At 75.3% G+C, this 22404-nt stretch carries 18 protein-coding genes, 1 pseudogene and 1 riboswitch; of the genes and pseudogenes, 10 read left to right on the forward strand and 9 right to left on the reverse strand.

What is annotated here, in order from left to right:
- Position 1: 1 nt before the first annotated feature.
- Positions 2 to 544 carry a TIGR03086 family metal-binding protein gene (locus UXQ13_RS00450; protein WP_225234363.1) on the reverse strand — a complete coding sequence of 181 codons (543 nt, stop codon included), beginning with the start codon at positions 542 to 544 and terminating at the stop codon, positions 2 to 4.
- A 37-nt stretch (positions 545 to 581) separates the two neighbouring features.
- Here UXQ13_RS00450 and UXQ13_RS00455 point away from each other — a divergent pair, with 37 nt between their 5' ends.
- A complete protein-coding gene (locus UXQ13_RS00455) occupies positions 582 to 1406 on the forward strand; it encodes a helix-turn-helix domain-containing protein (protein ID WP_225234364.1) in 825 nt (274 codons plus the stop codon).
- On the opposite strand, the gene UXQ13_RS00460 is transcribed toward UXQ13_RS00455, so the two are convergent.
- Positions 1391 to 2377, reverse strand: a complete 987-nt coding sequence (locus UXQ13_RS00460; RefSeq protein ID WP_225234365.1) for a helix-turn-helix transcriptional regulator — start codon at positions 2375 to 2377, stop codon at positions 1391 to 1393. The genes UXQ13_RS00455 and UXQ13_RS00460 overlap by 16 nt on opposite strands.
- Positions 2378 to 2437: 60 nt before the next feature.
- Here UXQ13_RS00460 and UXQ13_RS00465 point away from each other — a divergent pair, with 60 nt between their 5' ends.
- Positions 2438 to 2887: a VOC family protein gene (locus UXQ13_RS00465; RefSeq protein ID WP_336391608.1), complete on the forward strand. Its 450-nt coding sequence runs from the start codon at positions 2438 to 2440 to the stop codon at positions 2885 to 2887.
- Here the strand turns inward: UXQ13_RS00465 and UXQ13_RS00470 are convergent.
- The 4 genes and pseudogenes from UXQ13_RS00470 to UXQ13_RS00485 form a co-directional block, all read right to left on the reverse strand.
- On the reverse strand, positions 2864 to 4066 hold the full coding sequence (locus tag UXQ13_RS00470) for a cytochrome P450 (protein ID WP_336391609.1): 1203 nt from the start codon (positions 4064 to 4066) through the stop codon (positions 2864 to 2866). The two genes, UXQ13_RS00465 and UXQ13_RS00470, sit on opposite strands and share 24 nt — an antisense overlap.
- Positions 4063 to 5079 (reverse strand): annotated as a pseudogene (locus tag UXQ13_RS00475) (PDR/VanB family oxidoreductase); the annotation flags it as partial. The pseudogene UXQ13_RS00475 and the gene UXQ13_RS00470, both read right to left, overlap by 4 nt.
- Positions 5036 to 5773, reverse strand: a complete 738-nt coding sequence (locus UXQ13_RS00480; protein ID WP_336391611.1) for an IclR family transcriptional regulator — start codon at positions 5771 to 5773, stop codon at positions 5036 to 5038. The gene UXQ13_RS00480 and the pseudogene UXQ13_RS00475, both read right to left, overlap by 44 nt.
- 2 nt (positions 5774 to 5775) lie before the next feature.
- Positions 5776 to 7437 carry an RNA polymerase sigma factor gene (locus UXQ13_RS00485; protein ID WP_225234370.1) on the reverse strand — a complete coding sequence of 554 codons (1662 nt, stop codon included), beginning with the start codon at positions 7435 to 7437 and terminating at the stop codon, positions 5776 to 5778.
- A gap of 61 nt (positions 7438 to 7498) precedes the next feature.
- On the opposite strand from UXQ13_RS00485, the gene UXQ13_RS00490 reads away from it, so the two are divergent.
- Both UXQ13_RS00490 and UXQ13_RS00495 read left to right on the forward strand, forming a co-directional pair.
- Positions 7499 to 8866, forward strand: a complete 1368-nt coding sequence (locus UXQ13_RS00490; protein ID WP_225234371.1) for a DUF2254 domain-containing protein — start codon at positions 7499 to 7501, stop codon at positions 8864 to 8866.
- Positions 8863 to 9603 (forward strand): putative protein N(5)-glutamine methyltransferase, encoded by a 741-nt coding sequence (locus UXQ13_RS00495; protein WP_336391612.1) that lies wholly within the window; start codon positions 8863 to 8865, stop codon positions 9601 to 9603. The genes UXQ13_RS00490 and UXQ13_RS00495 overlap by 4 nt, the downstream gene beginning before the upstream one ends.
- A gap of 12 nt (positions 9604 to 9615) precedes the next feature.
- On the opposite strand, the gene UXQ13_RS00500 is transcribed toward UXQ13_RS00495, so the two are convergent.
- On the reverse strand, positions 9616 to 10539 hold the full coding sequence (locus UXQ13_RS00500; protein ID WP_225234373.1) for an NAD(P)/FAD-dependent oxidoreductase: 924 nt from the start codon (positions 10537 to 10539) through the stop codon (positions 9616 to 9618).
- Between the two features lie 143 nt (positions 10540 to 10682).
- Positions 10683 to 11918: an acyl-CoA dehydrogenase family protein gene (locus UXQ13_RS00505; protein WP_225234374.1), complete on the reverse strand. Its 1236-nt coding sequence runs from the start codon at positions 11916 to 11918 to the stop codon at positions 10683 to 10685.
- Positions 11919 to 12009: 91 nt separating this feature from the next.
- Between UXQ13_RS00505 and UXQ13_RS00510 the strand changes: the two genes are divergently transcribed.
- From UXQ13_RS00510 to UXQ13_RS00535, 6 genes are all read left to right on the forward strand, one after another.
- Complete coding sequence (locus UXQ13_RS00510; protein WP_225234375.1) at positions 12010 to 12918, forward strand: TetR-type transcription factor C-terminal domain-containing protein; 909 nt, start codon at positions 12010 to 12012, stop codon at positions 12916 to 12918.
- Positions 12919 to 12997: 79 nt separating this feature from the next.
- Positions 12998 to 13966, forward strand: a complete 969-nt coding sequence (locus UXQ13_RS00515; RefSeq protein ID WP_225234376.1) for a cyclase family protein — start codon at positions 12998 to 13000, stop codon at positions 13964 to 13966.
- Positions 13963 to 15621: a class I adenylate-forming enzyme family protein gene (locus UXQ13_RS00520; protein WP_225234377.1), complete on the forward strand. Its 1659-nt coding sequence runs from the start codon at positions 13963 to 13965 to the stop codon at positions 15619 to 15621. The genes UXQ13_RS00515 and UXQ13_RS00520 overlap by 4 nt, the downstream gene beginning before the upstream one ends.
- Before the next feature lie 73 nt (positions 15622 to 15694).
- On the forward strand, positions 15695 to 17449 hold the full coding sequence (locus UXQ13_RS00525; protein ID WP_336391613.1) for a SpoIIE family protein phosphatase: 1755 nt from the start codon (positions 15695 to 15697) through the stop codon (positions 17447 to 17449).
- Between the two features lie 27 nt (positions 17450 to 17476).
- Positions 17477 to 17540: riboswitch (cobalamin riboswitch) on the forward strand.
- Between the two features lie 56 nt (positions 17541 to 17596).
- Positions 17597 to 21211: a cobaltochelatase subunit CobN gene (gene cobN, locus UXQ13_RS00530; RefSeq protein WP_225234378.1), complete on the forward strand. Its 3615-nt coding sequence runs from the start codon at positions 17597 to 17599 to the stop codon at positions 21209 to 21211.
- Positions 21208 to 21738, forward strand: coding sequence for an FKBP-type peptidyl-prolyl cis-trans isomerase (locus UXQ13_RS00535; protein ID WP_225236153.1), 531 nt, complete (start codon positions 21208 to 21210; stop codon positions 21736 to 21738). The genes cobN and UXQ13_RS00535 overlap by 4 nt, the downstream gene beginning before the upstream one ends.
- A gap of 8 nt (positions 21739 to 21746) precedes the next feature.
- Here UXQ13_RS00535 and UXQ13_RS00540 read toward each other — a convergent pair whose 3' ends face one another.
- Complete coding sequence (locus UXQ13_RS00540; RefSeq protein WP_225236154.1) at positions 21747 to 22337, reverse strand: TetR/AcrR family transcriptional regulator; 591 nt, start codon at positions 22335 to 22337, stop codon at positions 21747 to 21749.
- Positions 22338 to 22404: the final 67 nt, after the last annotated feature.

The following is a 22404-nucleotide window of genomic DNA, read 5'->3' on the forward strand; positions in this document are numbered from 1 at the left end:
CTCAGGCCCGGCGTCCCAGCCGGGCGAGCACCCGGCCCTGCCGGTCGGCCCCCGGGTCGGCCGGCAGGGCCGGCGCGCAGATGCCGTCCATGTGCAGCGCCTCGCCGAAGGAGTCGGCGCCGGCCTCGGTGCGGTCCAGCTCGGCGGCGCTGAGCGACTCGTCGCCGCCGGTGGCGCGGGCGACGTCCCACCGGTGCACGACCATGTCCCACACGTAGAACTGCTCCAGGGTGGCGCCGACCGTCGTCGGGCCGAAGAACCCGGCGTACTCCCGGCCCACCAGCTCGTCGGTGAGCAGGGCCGCGACCTGGTCGGCGTGCGCCCGGAACGCGGCGGCCGGGTCGCCGGGGGACGGCGCCGGGCCGACGTCGCAGCCGTGCGTGGTGAGCAGCTCGCGCTGGGTGTCCACGACGTGCGCGACCACGTCGGCGGCGGACCAGCCCTCGCACGGGGACGGGGCGGACCAGCGGTCGGCCGGGACGGCGTCGAGGACGGCGGACAGGGCGGACGCGGTGGCCCGGTACGAGGCAGCGGTGTCGGTCACCGGCCCACCGTCGCACCCGTGCGGCAGGCTGGTCTTGATGGAACCCGACACCCGCGACGCGGTCGAGCGCGCCCACCTGCGCGCCCCGGACGACCGCTCGCACACGATGCACCGCTACGCACCGCCCGCCGACCTGGCCCCGCTGGTGCAGCGGTTCTGGGTCCCGGTCTGGTCGGTGCCGTCGGGTGCGGAGTCCGCGCAGCACGTGCTGCAGTACCCGGTCGCCCTGCTGGTGGTCACCCCGGACTACGCCCGCTTCTACGGCGTGGTCACCGGGCTGTCGACGACCACGCTGGCCGGGGACGGCTGGGCGGTCGGCGTGATGCTCACCCCGGCGGCCGGGTCGCTGGTCGCCGGGGGACCGATGGACGCCTACACCGATCGGCATGTCGACATGTCGACCGTGCTGGACTGCGGGGTCGCCGAGCGGGTCCGGGCCGCGATGGCCGACGACCCGCACGCCGAGGCGGCTCACCGCGCCGCGATGGCCGGCTACGCCGACGCCCTGCGCCCGCTGCTGCCGGTCGACGCCGAGGGCGAGCTGGTGGACCGGGTGGTCGCGCTGGTCGAGACCCGGCCCGACCTGCTGCGGGTCGCCCAGCTGTGCGCGGAGACCGGCCTGGACGAGCGCACCCTGCAGCGGCTGGTCAAGCGCCGGCTCGGGCTCACCCCGAAGTGGCTGGTGCAGCGCCGCCGCCTGCAGGAGGCGGCCGACCGGCTGCGGCACGGCGACGGCTCGCTGGCCGAGACCGCCGCGGTGCTGGGCTACGCCGACCAGGCGCACTTCGCCCGGGACTGGACCCGGGTCACCGGCACCACCCCGGGCCGGTTCGCCGCCGCGCACCGTCAGGCGCAGGGGTAGGACGGCGGGCGGCCGTCCGCGGCCGCGGCGACCCGCTGCGCCAGTCCGCGCACCAGCGGCCGCAGCTCCTCCGGGCCCTCGATCCAGAACGGCCGGTCGATCCCGGCGAGGAGCCGGGGCACCCAGTCCAGCCGCTCGGCCCGGATGAGCACCCGGACGCGGTCGGGGCCGTGCTCGTCGACGGTGGCGAGACCCGGTGGGAACAGCGTGCGCACGTGGTCGGCGGCACCGTCGACGAGCAGCGAGACCGTGTGCCGGCGCGGTGCGCCGGCGATGGCCGCGAGCACCGCTGCCGCCCGGTCGAGACCGGCGGGGACGACGACGGTGCCCGGCTCCGCTGCGTCGACCCGGTCGACGCGGTCGACCCGGAAGGCGCGCACCTCGCCGTCGGCCGGGTCCGCCGCGGTCAGGTACCACCGCCCGGCGTGCGCCACGATCCCGTACGGGTGCACGGTCCGGGCCGTGCCCGACCCGCGCGAGTCCGTGTAGTGCAGCACCAGCGCCCGGGCGTCGCGGACGGCCTCCGCCAGCTCGATGAGCACCCCGGTCCCGGGCGCGGTCGGCTGCAGCGGCTCACCGGTGAACCGGATGGCCTGCAGCACGGCGTCGAGGCGGTGGGCCAGGGGGACCGGCAGGACCCGCCGCAGCTTGGCGGCGGCGCTCTCGACCGCCACCACCGACGTGGTCACCAGCCCGGCCCGGCGGGCGGACACCAGGCCCAGCAGCACGGCCAGGGCCTCCTCGTCGGTGAACATCAGCGGCGGCACCCGGCGACCCGGCACCAGCCGGACGCCGCCGTACCGGCCGCGCACCGACTCCACCGGCACGTCGAGGTCGGCGAGGTGCGCCACGTAGCGGCGGACGGTCCGCTCGTCCACGGCGAGCCGGGCCGCCAGCTCGCCCACCGTGCGGGTGCCGCCGGCCTGCAGGATCTCCAGCAGCGCCAGCACACGGGCCGTGGGACGGGTCACCGGACCATCCTCGTCGATACCGGGCGGGTCCTGCCCGGTATCGGTCCTAGCGTCGGAACCATGACAGCGACCACACCGCCCCCGCCCCTGCCGAGCTTCGTCTCCACCCGGGTGATCACCGACGACGTCGCTGCGCTGGCCACCTTCTACGAGCGCATCACGGGTGTGCCCGTCGTGTGGTCGACACCGGACTTCGCCGAGCTGCGCACCGCGGCCGGCACCCTCGCCCTGGGCAGCACCCGCACGGTCGGCCTGTTCGCGCCGGGCGCCGCCGGGCCCGCGGACAACTGCAGCGCCGTCCTCGAGTTCCTGGTCGACGACGTGGACGCCCTGTACGAGCGGGTCCGGCAGGACCCGACCGACGTGGTCACCGAGCCGACCACGATGCCGTGGGGCAACCGGTCGCTCGTCCTGCGGGACCCCGACGGCAACCTCGTCAACCTGTTCACCCCGGCGACGCCCGGGGCCCGGGCGAGGTTCGCCGCCTCAGACGGTCAGCCGCAGGGGTAGGGACTCCCACGCGCGCAGGGTGTTGTTGAGGTGCCGCACCGGCGGCGCCGTCAGCTCCAGCGAGCGCACCCGGGCCAGCAGCGCGGTCAGCAGCGACTCCGCCTCCAGCCGCGCCACGTGCTGGCCCACGCACTGGTGGATGCCCATGCCGAACCCGACGTGCCCGGACGGGTCGCGGTCGAGGTCGAAGCGGTCGGGCTCGTCCCACCGGCGGGGGTCGCGGTTGGCGGCGGCGAAGAAGACCAGCACCTTCGCCCCGGCCGGGACGACGGCCTCGCCGACCGCGACGTCCCGCACCGTCGTCCGGAAGAACGCCTGGACCGGGGACTCCCAGCGGACCGCCTCGTCGAAGACGCTGCGCACCAGCGACGGGTCGGCGCGCAGCCGGTCCCAGGCGCCGGGGGTGACGGCGAGGGCGTGCAGCACCGCACCGATGCCGTGCACGGTGGTGTCCACGCCGGCGGTGAGCAGTGAGCGGACCACCAACGGCGCCTGGTCGTGGGTGAGGTCGCCCCGGTCGGCCGCGGCCCAGATGTCGGCGCCGAAGCCGACCGGGGCCAGGTTCTCCCGCAGGCACTGCTGCCCGACCCAGCCGGCGTGCTCGGGCATGGCGGCGTTCCCGGCCAGCACCAGCGGGTTGTCGGTGGGCCCGAAGGCGTTGAACGCGTGGTCGCCGTAGGGCAGCAGGTGCTCCCTGCCGTCGGGGCCCATGCCCACCGCGTCGGGGAAGACCCGCAGCGGGAAGGCCGCGGCCAGCGCCGGCACGGCGTCCACCTCGACCGACCCGCCGGCCAGCAGGTCGTCGACCAGCCGGTCGGCGTCGGCGGCCCAGTCCGCGCGCAGCCGGCGCAGCGCCCGGGGCCCGAGGATCTTGGCCAGCACCGTCCGGGGCGCGTCGTGGCCGGGCGGGTCGGCCTCCAGCAGCAGCGAGGGCGGCCGCCAGGGCGTCTCGGTGCGGAAGTTGGTCAGCCCGACCCCGGCGGCGGACTCGAAGTCCTGCCAGTTGGTCAGGGCCGCGCGGACCTCGGCGTACCGGGCGATCGCGTAGGTGTCGTACCGGGGCAGCTCGACCAGCGGTCCGGCGTCCCGCAGCTCGGCGTGCGCGGCCAGCGGGTCGCGCAGCACCTCGGGGTCGAACGGGTCCAGGTCCAGGCTCGGCAGCACGGGGGTTCCTCTCACAGGTCCAGCACCAGGCGGTCGCCGCGGGAGCGGGAGACGCAGACGAACATGCAGTCCCCGGCGGCCCGCTCGGCCTCGTCGAGGATCGAGTCGCGGTGGTCGGGGTCGCCGGCCAGGACGGCGGTCTCGCAGGTGCCGCAGGTGCCCTCCCGGCACGACGACAGCACCTCGACGCCGGCCGACCGCACCGCCTCCAGCACGCTGAGCTGCGGGGTCACCTCGACCTCGGCCCCGGTGCGGTCCAGCACGACGGTGAACGGGGTGTCCCGGACCGGCGCTCCCTGCTCCTTGGCGGCGAACCGCTCGGTGCGGAGCAGGCCGGGCGGGCAGGTGGCCTCCACGGCGTCGAGCAGGGCACCGGGCCCGCAGCAGTAGACCCGGGCGTCGGTGCCGGTGAGCAGCTCGGCCAGCGGGAGCAGCCCGCGCTCGTCCTGCGGCCAGAGGGTCACCCGGTCGCCGTAGGGCGCCAGCTCGTCGAGGAAGGCCATCGAGGCCCGGGTGCGACCGCCGTAGACCAGCCGCCAGTCCGCGCCCAGCCGGTCGGCCGCGGCGACCATCGGCAGCAGCGGGGTGATGCCGATGCCGCCGGCGAGGAACAGGTAGCGCTGCGCCGGGACCAGCCGGAACTGGTTGCGCGGTCCGCCGACGCCGACCAGGTCGCCCACCTGGAGCTCGTCGTGCACCCACGCCGAGCCGCCCCGGCCGACCGGCTCGCGCAGCACGCCGACCCGGTAGGCGTAGGCGTCCCAGCGGTCCCCGCACAGCGAGTACTGCCGGGTCGAGCCGTCGGGCAGCACCAGGTCGACGTGCGAGCCGGGGGTCCAGTCGGGCAGCCGGCCGCCGTCGGGGTCGGTCAGGGTGAGGACGACGACGCCCTCGGCCGCCCGGGTCTTCGCCGCCACCCGCAGTGCATCCGCCATGCACCGGAGCGTGGCGCGGACCACGTGACCGGCGACATGCACTTCTCGCTCAGCGAGAGACGAGTCTCCGGCCGATGCCGCGGGCCGCCGTCCGCAGGGCCGGGATCTGCGCCCGGGCGTCGCCGTCGTTGGGCACGATCACCGCCAGCGCGGCGACCACCGCCCCGGACGGCGCCCGCACCGGCACGGCGATCCCGCAGGCGTCGGGGTGGATGAAGCCGGGGCAGAACGCGACGCCCTCCCGGCGGACGTGGTCCAGCGCCGCCCGCAGCTTCGCCGGGGTGCCGATGGTGGCCGGGGTGAAGGTGCGCAGCGGACCGGCCAGCGTGCGCTCCTGCAGCTCGGCGCCGGCGTGGGCCAGCAGCACCAGCCCCGAGGACGACGCGTGCAGCGGCAGCCGGCCGGCGATCCGGGTGTAGTTGACCACCGCCCCCGGCGCCGACAGCCGCTCCAGGAAGAGCACCTCCTCGCCGTCGAGCACGCCGAGCTGGGTGTGCTGGCCGACCACGGCGTGCAGGTCCTCCATCGGCGGCATCGCGGCCTCGCGCAGCGACAGGGCGGGGGAGGCCCGCGAGCCCAGCTCCCACAGCCGCAGGCCCAGCCCGACCTTGCGGTCGGTGTCCCGGCGCAGCAGCCCGAGCTCGACCAGCTCGGCGACCAGCCGGGACGCCGTGGCCACGTGCAGCCCGGCCCGGCGGGCGATCTCGGAGACCCCGAGCGTGGTCTCCCCGGGCCGGAACGCGTCGACCACCCGCACGGCCCGGCCGACCACCGACTCCCCGGGCACGGTCAGGGCGTGTCGAAGGGGCCGTCGCCGGCGCGGCTGACCTGGCCGGTCACGCCGTCCGCGGCGAACTGGGTGAGGTCGGTGAGCGCGTACCCCCAGCCGTCGGTCAGCTCCGGGGTGACCGGGTCGCCGCCGGCAGCGCTGTTCAGGGTCACCGCGACGCCCGGGGGGGCCACGACCACCACGGTCACGCCGAAGGTGGAGGAGTCCCCGGCGTAGGAGGCGCACCGGGTCGCCACCGTGAGCGCGGCGGGGTCGGTGCCGGCCGGGTGGGTCTCGACGCCGCAGACGTCGGCGCCGCCGTCGTCGGCGGACAGCGCGGTCGAGGTGACCACGGCCCCGCCGGGCAGGACGGCGGCCACGGTCACCGCGCGGGCCGTCGTCCCGCCGGGTGCGGGGAACGTCCCCGAGCCCAGCACGGTGACGTCGAGGTCGGCCGCGTCCAGCCCGGTCGGGCCGGTGATCCGCGCGACGGCCTGGTCGTAGGCGCCGGGGTCCACCGGATTGGTGCCGGAGCGGGCCGGCGGGGGTGTGGCGGTGGCCGTGGAGTTCGAGTTGACCGCGACCGACGGCGTCCCGGTGGCCCTCGGGCCGTCGTCCCGGGTCAGGCGGTACTGCACCGGGGCGCCGGTGGGCACCGCGTCCAGCGGCACCGCGGCGACGCCGTCCTCGAGGTCCACCGGGGCGAAGTCGCGGCCCGGGGTCCCGTCGGCGGCCACCACGACACCCCGGGACAGCTCGACCTCGTCGCCGGGCCGGGCCACCACCAGGACCGCCGACCGGCCGCCGGTCGACGCCGCCAACGACCAGGCGGCCGGCCGGACCCCGGAGTACACGTCGCTGGTCTGGGCCATGTCCGCCGGCTGCGCCCCCTCCGGCCCGAAGAACCAGGTGGCGGTGACGCCGTCGCCGTAGGGCCGGATGATCAACGCCCAGCGCAGGCCGCCGACGTCGTCGGCGTACAGCAGCCGGCCGTCCTCGGGGCCGGGGTCCAGCTGCACGCGGAGGCCGGCGACGAAGTCCTCGTCGTCGGCCAGGGCGCCCCGAGCCGGTCCGGACTCGGGCGCCTGCGGCCCGGCCTCGGTCGTGGTCGCCGCGGCGCTCGGCGGCGCGGTGGGCAGCGCGCCGGGCAGCCACACCGCCCCGGCGCCCAGGACGGCGACCGCCCCGACGGCCAGCAGGGCCCGGGACCGACGGCGACCGCGGACCTCCCGGACCCCGCGGGCGACGTCGTCGTCGGACAGGTCGCGCAGGTCGGCGAGGGCGGCCAGGCCCTCCAGCCGGCGCGGCAGGTCCGCCTCCGGGATGCCGAGCCGGTCGGGCAGCGTCGACAGGTCGACACCGGGCACCAGGGCGGCGACCCGGTCGGCGAGCAGGCCGTCGTGCCAGCGCAGCACGGCGGCGGTCCGCTCGGTGCGGGACAGGCCGTCCAGCGCCGCGGCGGTCCGGCCGGCGGTCGCGAGGTCCTCGGCGGACAGCCACCAGGGGTCGCCCGACGTCCCGGCGATCGTGGTGTCCCGGGCCAGCCGGCGCCGCAGGTGCACCCGCACCAGGTCCTCGACGCGGGGACCGCGGGCGAGGGCGCGGACGAGCAGGTCCCGGGCCCCGGCGTCGCTGCCGGTGAGCAGGTAGGCCGTGGGCAGCAGCTCCCGCCAGTCCTCCACCCGCACAGTGAACCCCGGCCGCGGCGCACGGGGCCAGGCACACTGCGCCGGTGATCCCCGAGTGAGCAGGAGCAGCGTCCCGCGCCGGCTGTGGCGGCGGGCCCGGGGCTCGTTGTGGCCGATCCCGATGGCGGGCGTGGTGCTCGCGATCGGGCTGGGCGTCGCCCTGCCCGCGCTGGACGAGCTGCTGGAGGGCGAGGACGGCCGGAGCCCGCTGACCTTCGCCTTCGGCGGCGGCGCCTCGGCCGCGCGGGACGTGCTGGCGGCCATCTCCGGCTCGCTGATCTCGGTGACCGGGTTGGTCTTCTCGCTGACCGTGGTCGCGCTGCAGCTGTCCAGCAGCCAGTACTCCCCGCGGGTGCTGCAGACGTTCGTCACCGACCGGGTCGTGCAGCTGACCCTGGGCCAGCTGGTGCTGACGTTCGTCTACGCGCTGACCGTGCTGCGCACCGTGCGCACCGAGGACGGCGGCACCACCGGCACGGCCTTCGTGCCGCGGCTGTCCATCACCGTCGCCTACCTGCTCACCCTCGGCGCCGTCGTCGCGCTGCTGCTCTTCCTGGGGCACCTCGCCCGGTCGCTGCGGGTGGAGACGATGCTGCGCGACGTCCACGACGAGGCGATGCGGACCTACGACGAGGAGCTGGGCGCCGACCCCGACGCGCCTGCGCCGACGCTGCCCACCGGGCCGGCCACCCGCCTGGCCGTCGGGTCCAGCGGCTTCCTCATCGACCTGGACGACGAGGCGCTCGCCCGGGCGGCCGCCGACTGCGACGCCGTGGTGCTGCTGGAACCCCGGATCGGGGACTCCGTGGTGGCCGGGGTGCCGGTGGCGCACGTCTGGGCGGCCGCCGGCACGGACCTCCACCCGTTGCGCGCGGCGCTGGGACGGCACCTGCACCTGGCCTTCGAGCGCACCGTCGACCGCGACGTCTCCTACAGCCTGCGCAAGGTCGTCGACATCGTCGCCCGGGCGCTGAGCCCCGGGACGAACGACCCGACCACCGCGGTGCACGGGCTCGGCCACGTCTCGGCGCTGCTCGGCGACCTGGCCCACCGCCCGCTGGGTCCCGCGGTCACCCGGGACGCCGACGGCGGCACCCGGCTGGTCGTGCCGCAGTGGAGCCTGCCGGCCCTGCTGCAGCTCGGCCTCGAGGAGCCGCTGCAGTACGCGGAGGGCTCGCCGGCGGTGCTGCGGCGGGTGGCCGGGGTGCTCCGCGAGCTGGCCTGGCGGGCCCCGTCCGGGTCACTGGACGCGGAGCTGCGGGCCTGGACCGACCGGCTGGTGGCCGTCGCCGGGCGGACCGCCGACCTGGACGCCGGCGAGGTCCGCGGCTGGCGGGCCGACGTCGAGGACGCGCTGGCCGGCCGGTGGACGCCGTCCTGGCCGACCGCCGCGGCCGGGACGGCGCGCACACTGCCCGGGTGAGCGTCGACGTCGTGGCCCGGCTGCGGGCGGCCGGGTGCGTGTTCGCCGAGGACGAGGCGGCGCTGCTGGTCGCCGACGGCCGGGACACCGACTCCCTGGTCGCCCGACGGGTGGCCGGCGAGCCGCTGGAGCAGGTGCTCGGGTGGGTGGAGTTCTGCGGGCTGCGGGTGCTGCTGGACCCCGGCGTCTTCGTGCCCCGGCAGCGGACGACGCTGCTGGTGGAGACCGCGATCGCGCTGGGCGGGTCCCGGGTCGTCGACCTGTGCTGCGGCTGCGGGGCGGTCGGGCTCGCCGTCGTCGCCGGGCTGCCCGGTTCCACCCTGGTCGCCGCCGCCGACCTGGACCCGGCGGCGGTGGCCTGCGCCCGGCGCAACGGGGTCCCCGCGCTGGCCGGCGACCTGTTCGACGCGCTGCCCGGCGACCTCCGCGGCCGGGTCGACCTGCTGTGCGTGAACGCCCCCTATGTGCCGACCGAAGCGATCGCCGACATGCCGCCCGAGGCCCGCGACCACGAGCCGGCGATCGCGCTGGACGGCGGGGACGACGGGTTGGACCTGCACCGCCGGGTGGCCGCCGGCGCCCGCGACTGGCTGGCGCCCGGGGGCTCCCTGCTGCTGGAGACCAGCCGCCGGCAGGCGCCCGGCACCCTGGCCGCGGTCACCGCCGGCGGGCTGGCCGGCCGGGTGGTGGCCGACGAGGACCGCGGCGCCACGGTCGTCGTCGGCACCCGGGGCTGAGCGCCCCCGGGCTCACCCCGCCGCGACGAGCCGGGCGGTGTCCTCGGTGATCAGGTCCATGTTCAGCTGCGCACCGGCCCACAGCCCGGCGGCCATCGACCCGACCACCTGGGCCATCGGGTCGGCCGAGTTGCCCGCGACCCAGACCCCGGGGACCGGGGTGCGGCCCATGTGGTCGGCCACGAGCTTCGTGCCCAGGACCTGGTCGCCCATCCGCAGGTCCTCCACCGGAAGCGCCAACCCGGCCAGGTGCTCGGTCCGCGCCCGCGGGAAGGAGGCCACGGCCACCGCCCGGCGGGGCACCACCTCGCCCGAGGCGAGCCGCACGCCGGTGAGCCGGTCGCCGGTCACCTCCACGCCGACGACCTCGCCCTCGACCACCCGGATCCGGGGGTCGACCAGCGGCGCGGTGAGCCCGCTGGTGTGCGCGAAGAGGACGACGTCCGGGCTCAGCTGGCCGAACATCTGCGCCTGGTGCACCGCCATGGGGCTGGTCGCCAGCACCCCGATCGCCTGGCCGCGCACCTCGTAGCCGTGGCAGTACGGGCAGTGCAGCACGTCCCGGCCCCAGCGGTCGGCGAGGCCCGGGACGTCGGGCAGCTCGTCCACGGTCCCCGAGGCGATCAGCAGCCGGCGGGCGGTGAGCACGCCGCCGTCGGCCAGGGACACCTCGAACCCGCCGTCCGCCGCCCGGGCGTCGGTCACCCGACCCGGCCGGACCCGTCCGCCGTAGGACTCCAGCTCACGTCGGCCGACCGCCAGCAGCTCCCGCGGGGAGATGCCCTCGTTGCCGAGCACGTTGTGCGCGCCGTCGGCCGCCGCGTTGCGCGGCCGGTCGTCGTCCACCACCACGACCGAGCGCAGCGAGCGCGCCAGCGCCTTCGCGCCGCTGAGCCCGGCCGGCCCGCCACCGATCACCACCACGTCTGCATCCATGCCGACGACGGTGCCGGTCGCTCTGCTGCCCCCGCAACGATCCGTGCCGAATCGGCAAACGAAGGACCCCGTCGCCCCCCACGACGCGCTCCGCACGCCGTGGGCCCCTACGACGGGGCCGAGGGCCAGCGGAAGTCGTTTCCCTAGACCGTGACCGGCGGCAGCGGGACGACGGGGGTGCGGCCGAGCTCGGACTTGGCCAGCGAGCGCAGGTGCACCTCGTCGGGGCCGTCGAACAGCCGCATCGCCCGGTGCCAGCCGGCCATCGCGGCCAGCGGGGTGACGTCGGTGACGCCGGCCCCGCCGTGCACCTGGATGGCCCGGTCGATGACCCGGGAGGCCGCGCGCGGGACGGCGACCTTGGCGATCGCGATGAGGTCCTTGGCCGCCTTGTTGCCCATCGTGTCGATGACCTGGCAGGCCTGGTGGCAGATCAGCCGGGCCTGGTCGATGTCCACCCGGGACTCGGCGATCTGCTGCTGCACCACGCCCTGCTCGGCCAGCGGACGGCCGAAGGCGACCCGCTCCTGCACCCGGGCCACCATCATCGCCATCGCGCGCTCGGCGGCACCGAGGGCCCGCATGCAGTGGTGGATCCGGCCGGGGCCCAGCCGGGCCTGCGCGGCGGCGAACCCGCCGCCCTCCTCGCCGATCACGCTGGTCAGCGGCACCCGGACGCCGTCGAAGCGGACCACGCCGTGGCCGTGCTGGTCGTGCTGGCCGAACACCGGCAGGTCGCGCTCGACCACCACGCCGGGGGTGTCGCGGGGGACCACGAGCATCGACTGCTGCCGGTGCTTCTGGGCGCCCGGGTCGGTCTTGCCCATCACCACCAGGACGGCGCAGCGCGGGTCCAGCACGCCCGAGGTCCACCACTTGCGGCCGGTGATGACGTAGGAGTCACCGTCGCGCTCGATCCGGGTCTCGATGTTGGTGGCGTCGCTGCTGGCCACCGCGGGCTCGGTCATCGCGAACGCCGACCGGATCTCCCCGGCCAGCAGCGGCTCCAGCCACTGCTGCTTCTGCTCGGGGGTGCCCAGCAGGTGCAGCAGCTCCATGTTGCCGGTGTCGGGCGCCGCGCAGTTGGTCGCCTCGGGGAACAGCTCCAGGCTCCAGCCGGTCAGCTCGGCCAGCGGGGCGTACTCCAGCTGGGTCAGCCCGGACTCGCTCGGCAGGAACAGGTTCCACAGGCCCTGGGCGCGGGCCGCGGCCTTGAGCCGCTCCATCACCGGGGGTGCGTCGTGGCCGTCGGGCCCGGCTGCGCGCCGGTGCGCCTCGTACTCGGCCTCGGCCGGGAGGACCTCCTCGCGGAGGAAGTCCACCATCCGGGCGTGCAGGTCGACGGCGGTGCTGGACGGGGCGGCGAGCGGGTGCGTCATGATCAGCCTTCCTGAACACGTGCTCCGGTGCACGGTCGCGGCACGCTAGCAGCGACCACCGACGGGGCCGAGCCGGTCGGAGGTGCTGGGCATGGGGGAGGAGCCGTCGATCGGGGCCTCGATCCGCAGGCTGCGGACGGCCCGCGGGGTGAGCCTGCGGGCACTCGCCGCCGGGCTCGGGGTGAGCCCGGCGACGCTGAGCGCGGTGGAGAACGGCCACACCGGGGTCAGCGCGGTCCGGGTCGCGGCGATCGCCGACCTGCTCGGCGTCCCGGTGGCCCGGGTGTTCGACCCGGACGGCCGGTCCGGGCCGGGCCCCGGTGTGCTCGCCGGGCTGGGCGGTGCCGTCCCCCCGGACCGGCCGGGCGACCACGGCGACCACGGCGACTGGCGGCGGTACGGCCCGCTGGAGCTCGACCCGGCCCTGGCCGCCGCGCTGGCCACCTTCGTCGAGGTCGGCTACCACGGCTCGACCATCCGGACGATCGCCGCGCACGCCGGCCTGTCGGTGTCCGGGCTGTACCACTACTACGAGAGCAAGTACGACATGTTGGTCGCGCTGCTGGACCGCACGATGGTCGAGCTCGACGCCCGCATGCGGGCCGCCCGGGCGCAGGGCGCCGGCCCGCTCGAGCGGGTCGCCGCGCTGGTCGAGTGCCTGGCGCTGTTCCACAGCCACCGGCGCGCGACCAGCTTCCTGGGCGCCAGCGAGATGCGCAGCCTGCGGCCCGAGGACTACGTGCGGGTCGCCGCCGTCCGGCGGGCGCAGCAGCAGGCCGTCGACGAGGAGGTGGCCGCCGCGGTCGCCGCCGGGCTGCTCGCCGTCGCCGACCCGGGGACGGCGGCCCGGGCCGTGGTCACCCTGTGCACGGCCATCCCGCAGTGGTACCGGCCCGGTGGTCCGACCGCCCCGGAGGAGCTGGCCGAGCAGTACGTCGGCTTCGCCCTGGCGCTGCTCGGTCGACCGCCGTCCACCGGTCTTGACCCCTCTCGCATGTGACCTGCATCATCCAGTCCACCACGCGCGGACCGGACGACCGTTCGGTCCGCTGCCGTCTGACGCTCGACGAGGAGACGCCATGACCAGCACCGAGAAGCCCCCCGTCCCCGAGATGACCGACCTGCTCGCCGACGCCCCGAGCAACTGGGGCAAGTGGGGCCCCGACGACGAGGTCGGCGCGCTGAACTACCTCACCGCCGACGAGGTGCTGCGCGGGATCCAGCACGTCAAGAAGGGCGAGGTCCACACCCTCCAGCGGCTGATCGGCGACCCCAAGGGCGACCCGGTGTGGCCCGGGCGGACCCCGGCCGAGCGCACCCAGGTCCTCGACGAGTCCAGCTGGGACGGCGCCGACGGCCCGGCCTTCCCCGGCGGCCTGCACTACGCCGACGACAAGATCAACGCCTTCCTGCAGGGCTCCACGCAGTACGACGCGCTGGGCCACGTCTGGTACGGCGGGCAGATCTGGAACGGCTACGACGCCCGGACGACGGTCGGCGGGCTGGACAAGGCCAGCGTCGAGCCGATCGCGCAGAAGGGCGTCGTCGGCCGCGGCATCCTGCTGGACATGGCCCGCTTCCGCGACAAGGCCACCCTGGACAAGGCCGAGACCTTCACCCACGAGGACCTGCAGGCGTGCGCCGCGGCCCAGGGCGTGACCATCGAGAAGCGCGACGTGCTGGTCATCCGCACCAACTTCCTGCAGCTGTTCCACGAGCAGGGCGACGCGTTCTACGACGGCTTCTGCGAGCCCGGCCTCGTCTACAGCGACGGCCTGGTGCGCTGGTTCCAGGACATGGAGATCCCCAACCTGGTCACCGACACCATCGCCAACGAGGTCACCTACGACCCCAACAACGGCACCGCGCTCCCGCTGCACTGCGCCCTCATGCGCAACCTGGGCGTGACCCTCACCGAGATCGCCGACCTGGAGACCCTGGCCGCCAGCTCCGCCGAGGACGGCCAGTACACCTTCCTCTACGCCGCGGCCCCGCTGAAGGTGCACCTGGGCTCGGGCTCCCCGGTCAACCCGCTGGCCATCAAGTGACGGGCGTCTACGCCGCGAAGCCCTGGCTGGCCCTCTACGGCGAGGGCCAGCCCGCCTCGATCACCCCCGAGCACGACACGCTGCTGGCGGTCTTCGAGGCCACCCTGGCCGCGACCCCGGACGCCGTGGCGATCCGGTACTTCGACGGCACGCTGACCTTCGCCGACCTGGACACCGCCTCCGACGCCCTCGCCCTGGGCCTGCTGGAGGGCGGGTTCAGCGCCGGCGACCGGATGGGCCTGTACGTGCAGAACGACCCGGCGTTCGTCATCGGGCTGCTCGGTGCGTGGAAGGCCGGCGGCTCGGCGGTGGCGATCAACCCGATGAACAAGTCCGCCGAGCTCACCTACCTGCTCACCGACTCCGGGGCCACGGCGCTGCTGTGCCTGGACGAGCTGTACACGTCGGTGGCCGCCGGCGTGCTGCCCGAGACGTCGGTGACCACCGTGGTCACCTGCTCCGGCCTGGACCACCAGACCCGGGCCGACCCGCGGCTGTTCGAGGGCACGACGAAGACCACCCCCGAGGGCACCGTGGACCTCGCCGGCCTGGTCGAGCGGTACGCCGGGCAGCAGCCGCCGCCGGTGCAGCTGTCGGGGTCCGACGTCGGGGTGCTGACCTACACCTCGGGCACCACCGGCCGGCCCAAGGGGGCGATGAACACCCACTCCACGATGGTGTTCAACGCGTACACGTACCGGGAGTGGATGCACCTGGGGCCGGACGACGTCGTCCTCGGCGTGGCCCCGCTGTTCCACATCACCGGCCTGATCGGGCACGTGGCCATCGCGATGCTGGTCGGCTGCCCGCTGGTCATCGCGCACCGGTTCCAGCCCGACGTCGTGCTCGAGGCGATCCGCGAGCACCGGCCGACCTTCACCGTGGGGGCCATCGCGGTCTTCATCGCGCTGGGCAACGCCGCGGGCGCCGTCCGGGAGGACTTCGCGTCGCTGCGGGCGGTCTACTCCGGCGGGGCGCCGATCGCGCCGGCGGTGACCGACCAGCTGGAGGAGAAGCTCGGCGTCTACGTGCACAACATCTACGGGCTGACCGAGACCAACAGCCCCTCGCACGGCGTCCCGATGGGCGTGAAGGCGCCGGTCGACGAGAACTCCGGCGCGTTGAGCGTCGGGGTGCCGGTCTACGACACCGTCGTCCGCGTGCTCGGCGAGGACGGCGAGGAGGTGCCGGTCGGCGAGGTGGGGGAGTTCGCCACCTCCGGTCCGCAGGTGGTGCCGGGCTACTGGGAGCGGCCCGAGGCCACCGCGGAGTCCATCCCCGGCGGCGAGCTGCGCACCGGGGACGTCGGCTTCATGGACGCCCAGGGCTGGTTCTTCCTGGTCGACCGCAAGAAGGACATGATCAACGCGGCCGGGTACAAGGTCTGGCCGCGCGAGGTCGAGGACGTCCTCTACGGCCACCCGGCGGTCCGCGAGGTCGCCGTGGTGGGCATCCCCGACGAGGTCCGGGGCGAGACGGTGAAGGCCTACGTGTCGGCCAAGCCGGGCGCCACCATCGACACCGACGAGGTCATCGCGTGGGCCAAGGAGCGGATGGCGGCCTACAAGTACCCCCGGTACGTGGAGGTGGTCGACGAGCTGCCCAAGACCACCACCGGCAAGATCCTCCGGCGCGAGCTGCGCGCCCGGAACTGAGCGCTGCCGCGCGGCGGCCCGCCACCTCGACGGGCCGCCGCGCGGAGCACCGGTCCAGGCCTTTCCGTACGGCATGATCTCGGATGTGGTGATGTCCCCCGGGGAGCGCGAGGTCGCCCGGGCCCGGTTGGCGCTGGCCACCGAGGCCGCCGGGACAGGGCTGTGGGACTGGGACCTGCGCACCGACGTGCTCGTCTGGGACGACCGCAGCATCGCCATGTTCGGCCTGACCGACCAGACCCTGACCGGGTTGGTCGGGGACATCGACCGCGGCATCCACCCCGACGACCGACCGCTGGTCCGCGAGGCGCTGCAGGAGGCCATCGACCAGGGCGGTCGGCTGGACGCGGAGTTCCGCGTGGTGTGGCCCGACGGCACCGTCCGCCTGGTGGCCGCACTGGGGCGGGTGCTGCGCGACGACGCCGGCCGACCGGTGCGGATGGTCGGCACGAACACCGACGTCACCGACGCGCGCGAGGCGGCCCACCAGCAGTACGCCGACGCCCAGCGGATGGCCGGGCTGATCGGGGTGGCCGGGGCGCTGGGCCGGGCCGAGACCGTCGCCGGGGCGCTGGCCGTGGTCACCCGGCACGCCTCCGCCGCGCTGGGCACGACCGGGGTGATCCTCTGCCTGGCCGACGACGACCGGTCGCCGATCCGCACCGTCGTCGACGCCTCGCTGGACGAGGACACCCTCGCCCGGGTCGACCGGCTGCCCCGGGACCACCCGCTGCCGATGGTCGACTCCGCGGTGACCGGGCGATCGCACTTCGTGCCGGACCTGGACACCGTGGAGCGCGACTTCCCGGGCGCGGCGGAGCTCTGGCGTCGGTCGGGGGTCCGGGCCGGGTGCTCGGTGCCGCTGCGGTCGACCTCCCGGGTGATCGGCTCGCTGGCCATCGGGCAGCGCACCGACCGCTGGTGGCGCCCGGCCGACCGCGAGTTCATCGGCGCCCTGGCCTCGCTCACCGCCCAGACCCTCACCCGGATCGCCTCCACCGAGTCCGCCCGGGAGGCGCTGGGGGCGGTGGCCCGGATGTCGGAGACGCTGCAGCGGTCCCTGCTCACCGCCCCGCCCGAGCCCGACCACCTGCACGTGGTCACCCGGTACCTGCCGGCCGCGGCCGACGCGCAGATCGGCGGCGACTGGTACGACGCCTTCCTCGGCCCGGACGGCGCGACCCACCTGGTCATCGGCGACGTCACCGGCCACGACCGGGAGGCCGCGGCCACCATGGGCGCCCTGCGCAACCTGCTGCGCGGCATCACCTGGGCCACCGGCGGCACCCCGGCGGAGGGCCTGACCACCCTGGACCGGGCGATCACCGGGCTGGACGTCGGCACCCTGGCCACCGTGCTCACCGCGCGGGTGGAGCAGGCCGACGACGACCACGCCCTCGGTCGCCGGACCCTGCGCTGGTCCAACGCCGGCCACCCGCCGCCGCTGCTCGTGGACGAGCAGGGGCAGGTCCGCCTGCTCGAGGGCCGGGACCTGCTGCTGGGCGTGGACCACTCGGTGACCCGGCACGACCGCACGGTGGTGATGGCGCCGGGCAGCACGCTGCTGCTGTACACCGACGGGCTGGTCGAGCGGCGCGGCGAAGACCTGGACGCCGGCACCGCCCGGCTGGTGGCCACCGTCGGTCGGCTGGTGCAGGCCGGCCTGCCGCTGGAGGACCTGTGCGACCGGGTCCTGGCCGACCTGCCGGCCCGCCCGGAGGACGACGTCGCCCTCATCGCCCTGCGCGCGCACCCCGAGGACCGGCCGCGTCCCGACGAGGCCGGCCCGGCCGTCGTCCCCGACGGCTTCGCCGACGTCGCCGGGTAGCGTCCGGGGCAACCACGGCCACGTGGCAGGAAGCCGGTGCGACCCCGGCGCGGTCCCGCCACTGTGAACCCCTCGGGGTGAGCCAGACACTCCACGTCGCCGTGCCCGACGAACCGGGGCGCGGACCCCGAGGGAAGGCCTCACACCATGCGCACCTTCACGCTGCTCTCCACGTCGGACACCGACCTGCTGGCCGCCCGGTCCAGCGACTCCGACTGGAAGCTGGGCAACCCCTACCGGGTCGGCGACCTGGTCGAGTTCGCCACCGGCACCGACCTGGTCGTCGTCCGGATCCTCGGCTCCCGGCGCAAGTACGAGGACATGGTCGCGCCGCTGCTGGGCCTCGGCGTCCCGGTCGTCGTCCTGGGCGGCGAGCAGCTGCCCGACGCCGAGCTGATGGGCATGTCCACCGTGCCGATGGGCGTGGCCACCGACGCGCACGCCTACCTGGCGCAGGGCGGCCCGGACAACATCGTCGAGCTGCACCGCTTCCTGGCCGACACCGTGCTGCTGGACGGCGAGGGCTTCGAGCGCCCGGCCGTCGCGCCGGACTGGGGACTGCTCGGGCGCGAGTCCACCGCGACCGGCCCGCGGGTCGCCGTCCTGTACTACCGGGCGCACCACCTGGCCGGGAACACCGCCTTCGTGCACACGCTGTGCGAGGCGGTCGAGACCGCCGGCGGCGTGCCCGTGCCGGTCTACTGCGCCTCGCTGCGGTCGGTGGCCCCGGAGATGCTCGACGTGCTGCGCACCGTCGACGCCATGGTGGTCACCGTGCTCGCGGCCGGCGGCTCCCGCCCGGCCACCGCGCAGGCCGGGGGGGACGACGGCGCCTGGGACGTCGGCGAGCTCGCCCGCCTGGACATCCCGGTCATCCAGGGCCTGGTGCTGGGCACCCCACGGGCCACCTGGGCGGCCAACGACGACGGGCTGTCCCCGCTGGACGTCGGCAACCAGGTCGCCATCCCGGAGTTCGACGGCCGGATCATCACCGTGCCGTTCTCCTTCAAGGAGGTCGACGACGAGGGCCTGACCTCCTACGTCCCGGACCTGGAGCGCTCGGCCCGGGTCGCCGGCATCGCCGTCGCGCACGCCCGGCTGCGGCACACCGCCCCGGCCGACCGGAAGATCGTGGTGATGCTGTCGGCCTACCCGACCAAGCACTCCCGGATCGGCAACGCGGTCGGCCTGGACACCCCGGCGTCGGTCGTCCGGCTGCTGGCCGCGATGGCCGGGCAGGGCTACGACATCGGCCCGTTCGACGGCGAGGGGTCGCTGCCCGGCGTCGCCGACCTGGACGGCGACGCGCTGGTGCACGCCCTCATCGAGGCCGGCGGCCAGGACCCGGACTGGCTCACCCAGGAGCAGCTGTCCGGCAACCCGGTGCGCATCCCGGCCGCCGAGTACCGCACCTTCTTCGACTCGCTGCCCGCCGAGCTGACCGACCGGATGGTCGAGCACTGGGGCCCGCCGCCCGGTGAGCTCTTCGTGGACCCGACCGACGACTGCATCGTCTTCGCCGCGCTGCGCGCCGGGAACGTCGTGGTCATGGTGCAGCCCCCGCGCGGCTTCGGGGAGAACCCGATCGCGATCTACCACGACCCGGACCTGCCGCCGTCCCACCACTACCTCGCCGCCTACCACTGGCTGCGGTCGTCCTTCGGCGCGCACGCGGTCGTGCACGTGGGCAAGCACGGCAACCTGGAGTGGATGCCCGGCAAGACCGTGGGCCTGTCGGCGGCCTGCGCGCCCGACGCGGCGCTCGGCGACCTGCCGATGGTCTACCCGTTCCTGGTCAACGACCCGGGCGAGGGCAGCCAGGCCAAGCGCCGCGCGCACGCCGTGCTGGTCGACCACATGGTGCCGCCGATGGCCCGCGCGGACACCTACGGCGACATCGCCCGGCTGGAGCAGCTGCTCGACGAGCACGCCAACATCGCCGCGATGGACCCGCCGAAGCTGCCCGCCGTCCGGCAGCAGATCTGGACGCTGATCCAGGCCGCCAAGCTCGACCACGACCTGGGCCTGGACGACCGGCCGCACGACGCCGAGTTCGACGAGATGATCCTCAACGTCGACGGCTGGCTGTGCGCGATCAAGGACAGCCAGATCCGCGACGGGCTGCACGTGTTCGGCTCCCCGCCCGAGGGCGACGCCCGGGTCGGACTGGTGCTGGCGATCCTGCGGGCCCGGCAGATCTGGGGCGGCTCGGTCGCCATGCCGGGGCTGCGCGAGGCGCTGGGCCTGGTCGAGGACGGCTCGGCCGGGCTGCACGAGACCGACGAGGTCGAGGGCAGGGCGCTCGCGCTGGTCACCGGCATGGAGGAGGCCGGCTGGGTGTCCTCGGCCGTCGCCCCGCTGGTGGTCGACGTGCTGGGCGCCCCGCACGCCGAGGTCGAGCGGGTGCTGCAGTTCGCCGTCGACGAGGTCGTGCCGCGGCTGGCGAAGACCACCGACGAGATCGACATGGCCCTGCACGCCCTGGACGGCGGCTACGTGCCGGCCGGGCCCTCGGGCTCCCCGCTGCGCGGGCTGGTCAACGTGCTGCCGACCGGCCGGAACTTCTACTCCGTCGACCCGCGCGCGGTGCCCTCCCGGCTGGCCTGGGAGACCGGGCAGGGCCTGGCCGAGTCGCTGCTGGAGCGCTACCTGTCCGAGACGGGGGAGTACCCGCCCTCGGTCGGCCTGTCGGTGTGGGGCACCTCGGCGATGCGCACCAGCGGGGACGACGTCGCCCAGGTGCTCGCGCTGCTCGGCGTCCGGCCGGTCTGGGACGAGGCCTCCCGCCGGGTGACGACGCTCGAGGCGATCCCGCTGGCCGAGCTGGAGCGACCGCGGATCGACGTCGTGGTGCGCATCTCCGGGTTCTTCCGGGACGCCTTCCCGCACGTGGTGACCATGCTCGACGACGCCGTCGCGCTGGCCGCGGGCCTGGAGGAGTCCCCGGAGCAGAACTTCGTCCGCAAGCACGTCGACGCCGACGTCGCCGAGCACGGGGACCGCCGCCGGGCCACCACCCGGGTGTTCGGGTCCAAGCCCGGGGCCTACGGGGCCGGCCTGCTCTCGCTGATCGACAGCCGGGACTGGCGCACCGACGCCGACCTGGCCGAGGTCTACGCGGTGTGGGGCGGCTACGCCTACGGCCGGGACCTCGACGGCGTCTCCGCGCGGCCGGACATGGAGACCTCCTACCGGCGGATCGCGGTCGCGGCCAAGAACATCGACACCCGCGAGCACGACATCGCCGACTCCGACGACTACTTCCAGTACCACGGCGGGATGGTCGCCACGGTGCGCGCGCTGACCGGCAGCTCGCCCCGGGCGTACATCGGCGACTCCACCCGGCCCGAGCACGTGCGCACCCGCTCGCTGGTCGAGGAGACCTCCCGGGTGTTCCGCGCCCGGGTGGTCAACCCCAAGTGGATCGCGGCGATGCGCCGGCACGGCTACAAGGGCGCCTTCGAGATGGCCGCGACGGTGGACTACCTGTTCGGCTACGACGCCACCACCGGCGTCGTCGCGGACTGGATGTACGAGAAGCTGACCCAGAGCTACGTGCTGGACCCGGAGAACCGGGCGTTCCTGGAGGAGTCCAACCCCTGGGCGCTGCACGGCATCGCCGAGCGGCTGCTCGAGGCGGCCGACCGCGAGCTGTGGGCGCAGCCGGACCCGCAGCTGCTCGCCGAGCTCAAGCAGGTCTACCTGGAGACCGAGGGCGACCTCGAAGCCGGACCCCGCACCCCCGCCGAGAGGACCCCGTGAACCGCCGCTCCGCCCTGCTCGCCCTGCCCGTCGTCGCCGTGCTGCTGGCCGGCTGCGGCTCCGACGACGGCGAGGCCTCGGCCGACCCCACGCCGACCTGCGTGAGCGCCGAGCCGACCGCGCAGCCGCCGTCCTCGGTGTCGACCGACCTGGCCGAGAAGCCCGAGGTGCCCGCGGACGACGCCCCGCCGCCGTGCGGGCTGGTGGTGGCCGACGTCGTGGTCGGCGACGGCACGGTGGTGGCGGCCGGCTCGGCCGTCGAGGTGCAGTACCTCGGCGCGTTCTACGGCACCGGCGAGGAGTTCGACTCCTCCTGGAGCCGCGGCCAGCAGGCGCTGCCGTTCACCGCCGGGGCGCCCGGGGTCATCGAGGGCTTCGGTTCCGGTGTGGTCGGCATGGCCGAGGGCGGCCGACGGATCATCACCATCCCCAGCGACCTGGGCTACGGCGCCGCCGGTCAGGGGCCGATCCCGGGCGGCGCGACGCTGGTCTTCGTCGTCGACATGGTCTCGGTGTCGGTGGGCTGACGCCCCGCTCAGGCCGGTGTGACGGCGGCGGCGACCGTGCGCCGCAGCAGTTCCCGCCGCCGGTCGTGCACGGCCTGGTCCTCGTCGACGGTCGCGGCGTAGACGTTGCTGACCGGTGACCAGGCCATCGACATCCCGATGACCAGCGCCATCAGGTCGTGCGGGTCGCCGGGCACCACCCGCCCGGCCGCCTGGGCGGTGGCGATCGCGCCGAGCTTGGCGGGCTCGAGCCGGCCGGTGTGCTCGGTCAGGTGGCCGCCCGGCTTGCGCTCCAGGCGGTGCCAGGTGGCCAGCCGGATGAGGTCCGGTCGCGCGAGGTACTCGTCGTAGAGCCGGACGGCCCAGCCGGCCAGGTCGTCGCCGTCGATCGGCACCACGTCGGTGATCCGGTCCAGCGAGGCCGCGAAGATGGCGTCGAAGAGCTGGTCCTTGCCGCCGAAGTAGCCGTAGAGCTGGGCCTTGTTGGTGCGGGCCTGCGCCACGATCCGCTCGACCCGGGCGCCGGCGATGCCGTGCTCGGCGAACTCGGCGGTCGCCGCGGCCACGATGCGCTGCCGGGTGGCCTCGCCGCGGGCTGTCAGCTCCAGGTCGACGGTCACCGCCCCAGGATAGACAGACCGGTTGGTCTGTTCCGTGTACGGTCTCGGGAGAGAACAGACCGAACGG

It is taken from the genome of Klenkia terrae (assembly GCF_037083865.1).
Taxonomy (GTDB): Bacteria; Actinomycetota; Actinomycetes; order Mycobacteriales; family Geodermatophilaceae; genus Klenkia; species Klenkia terrae.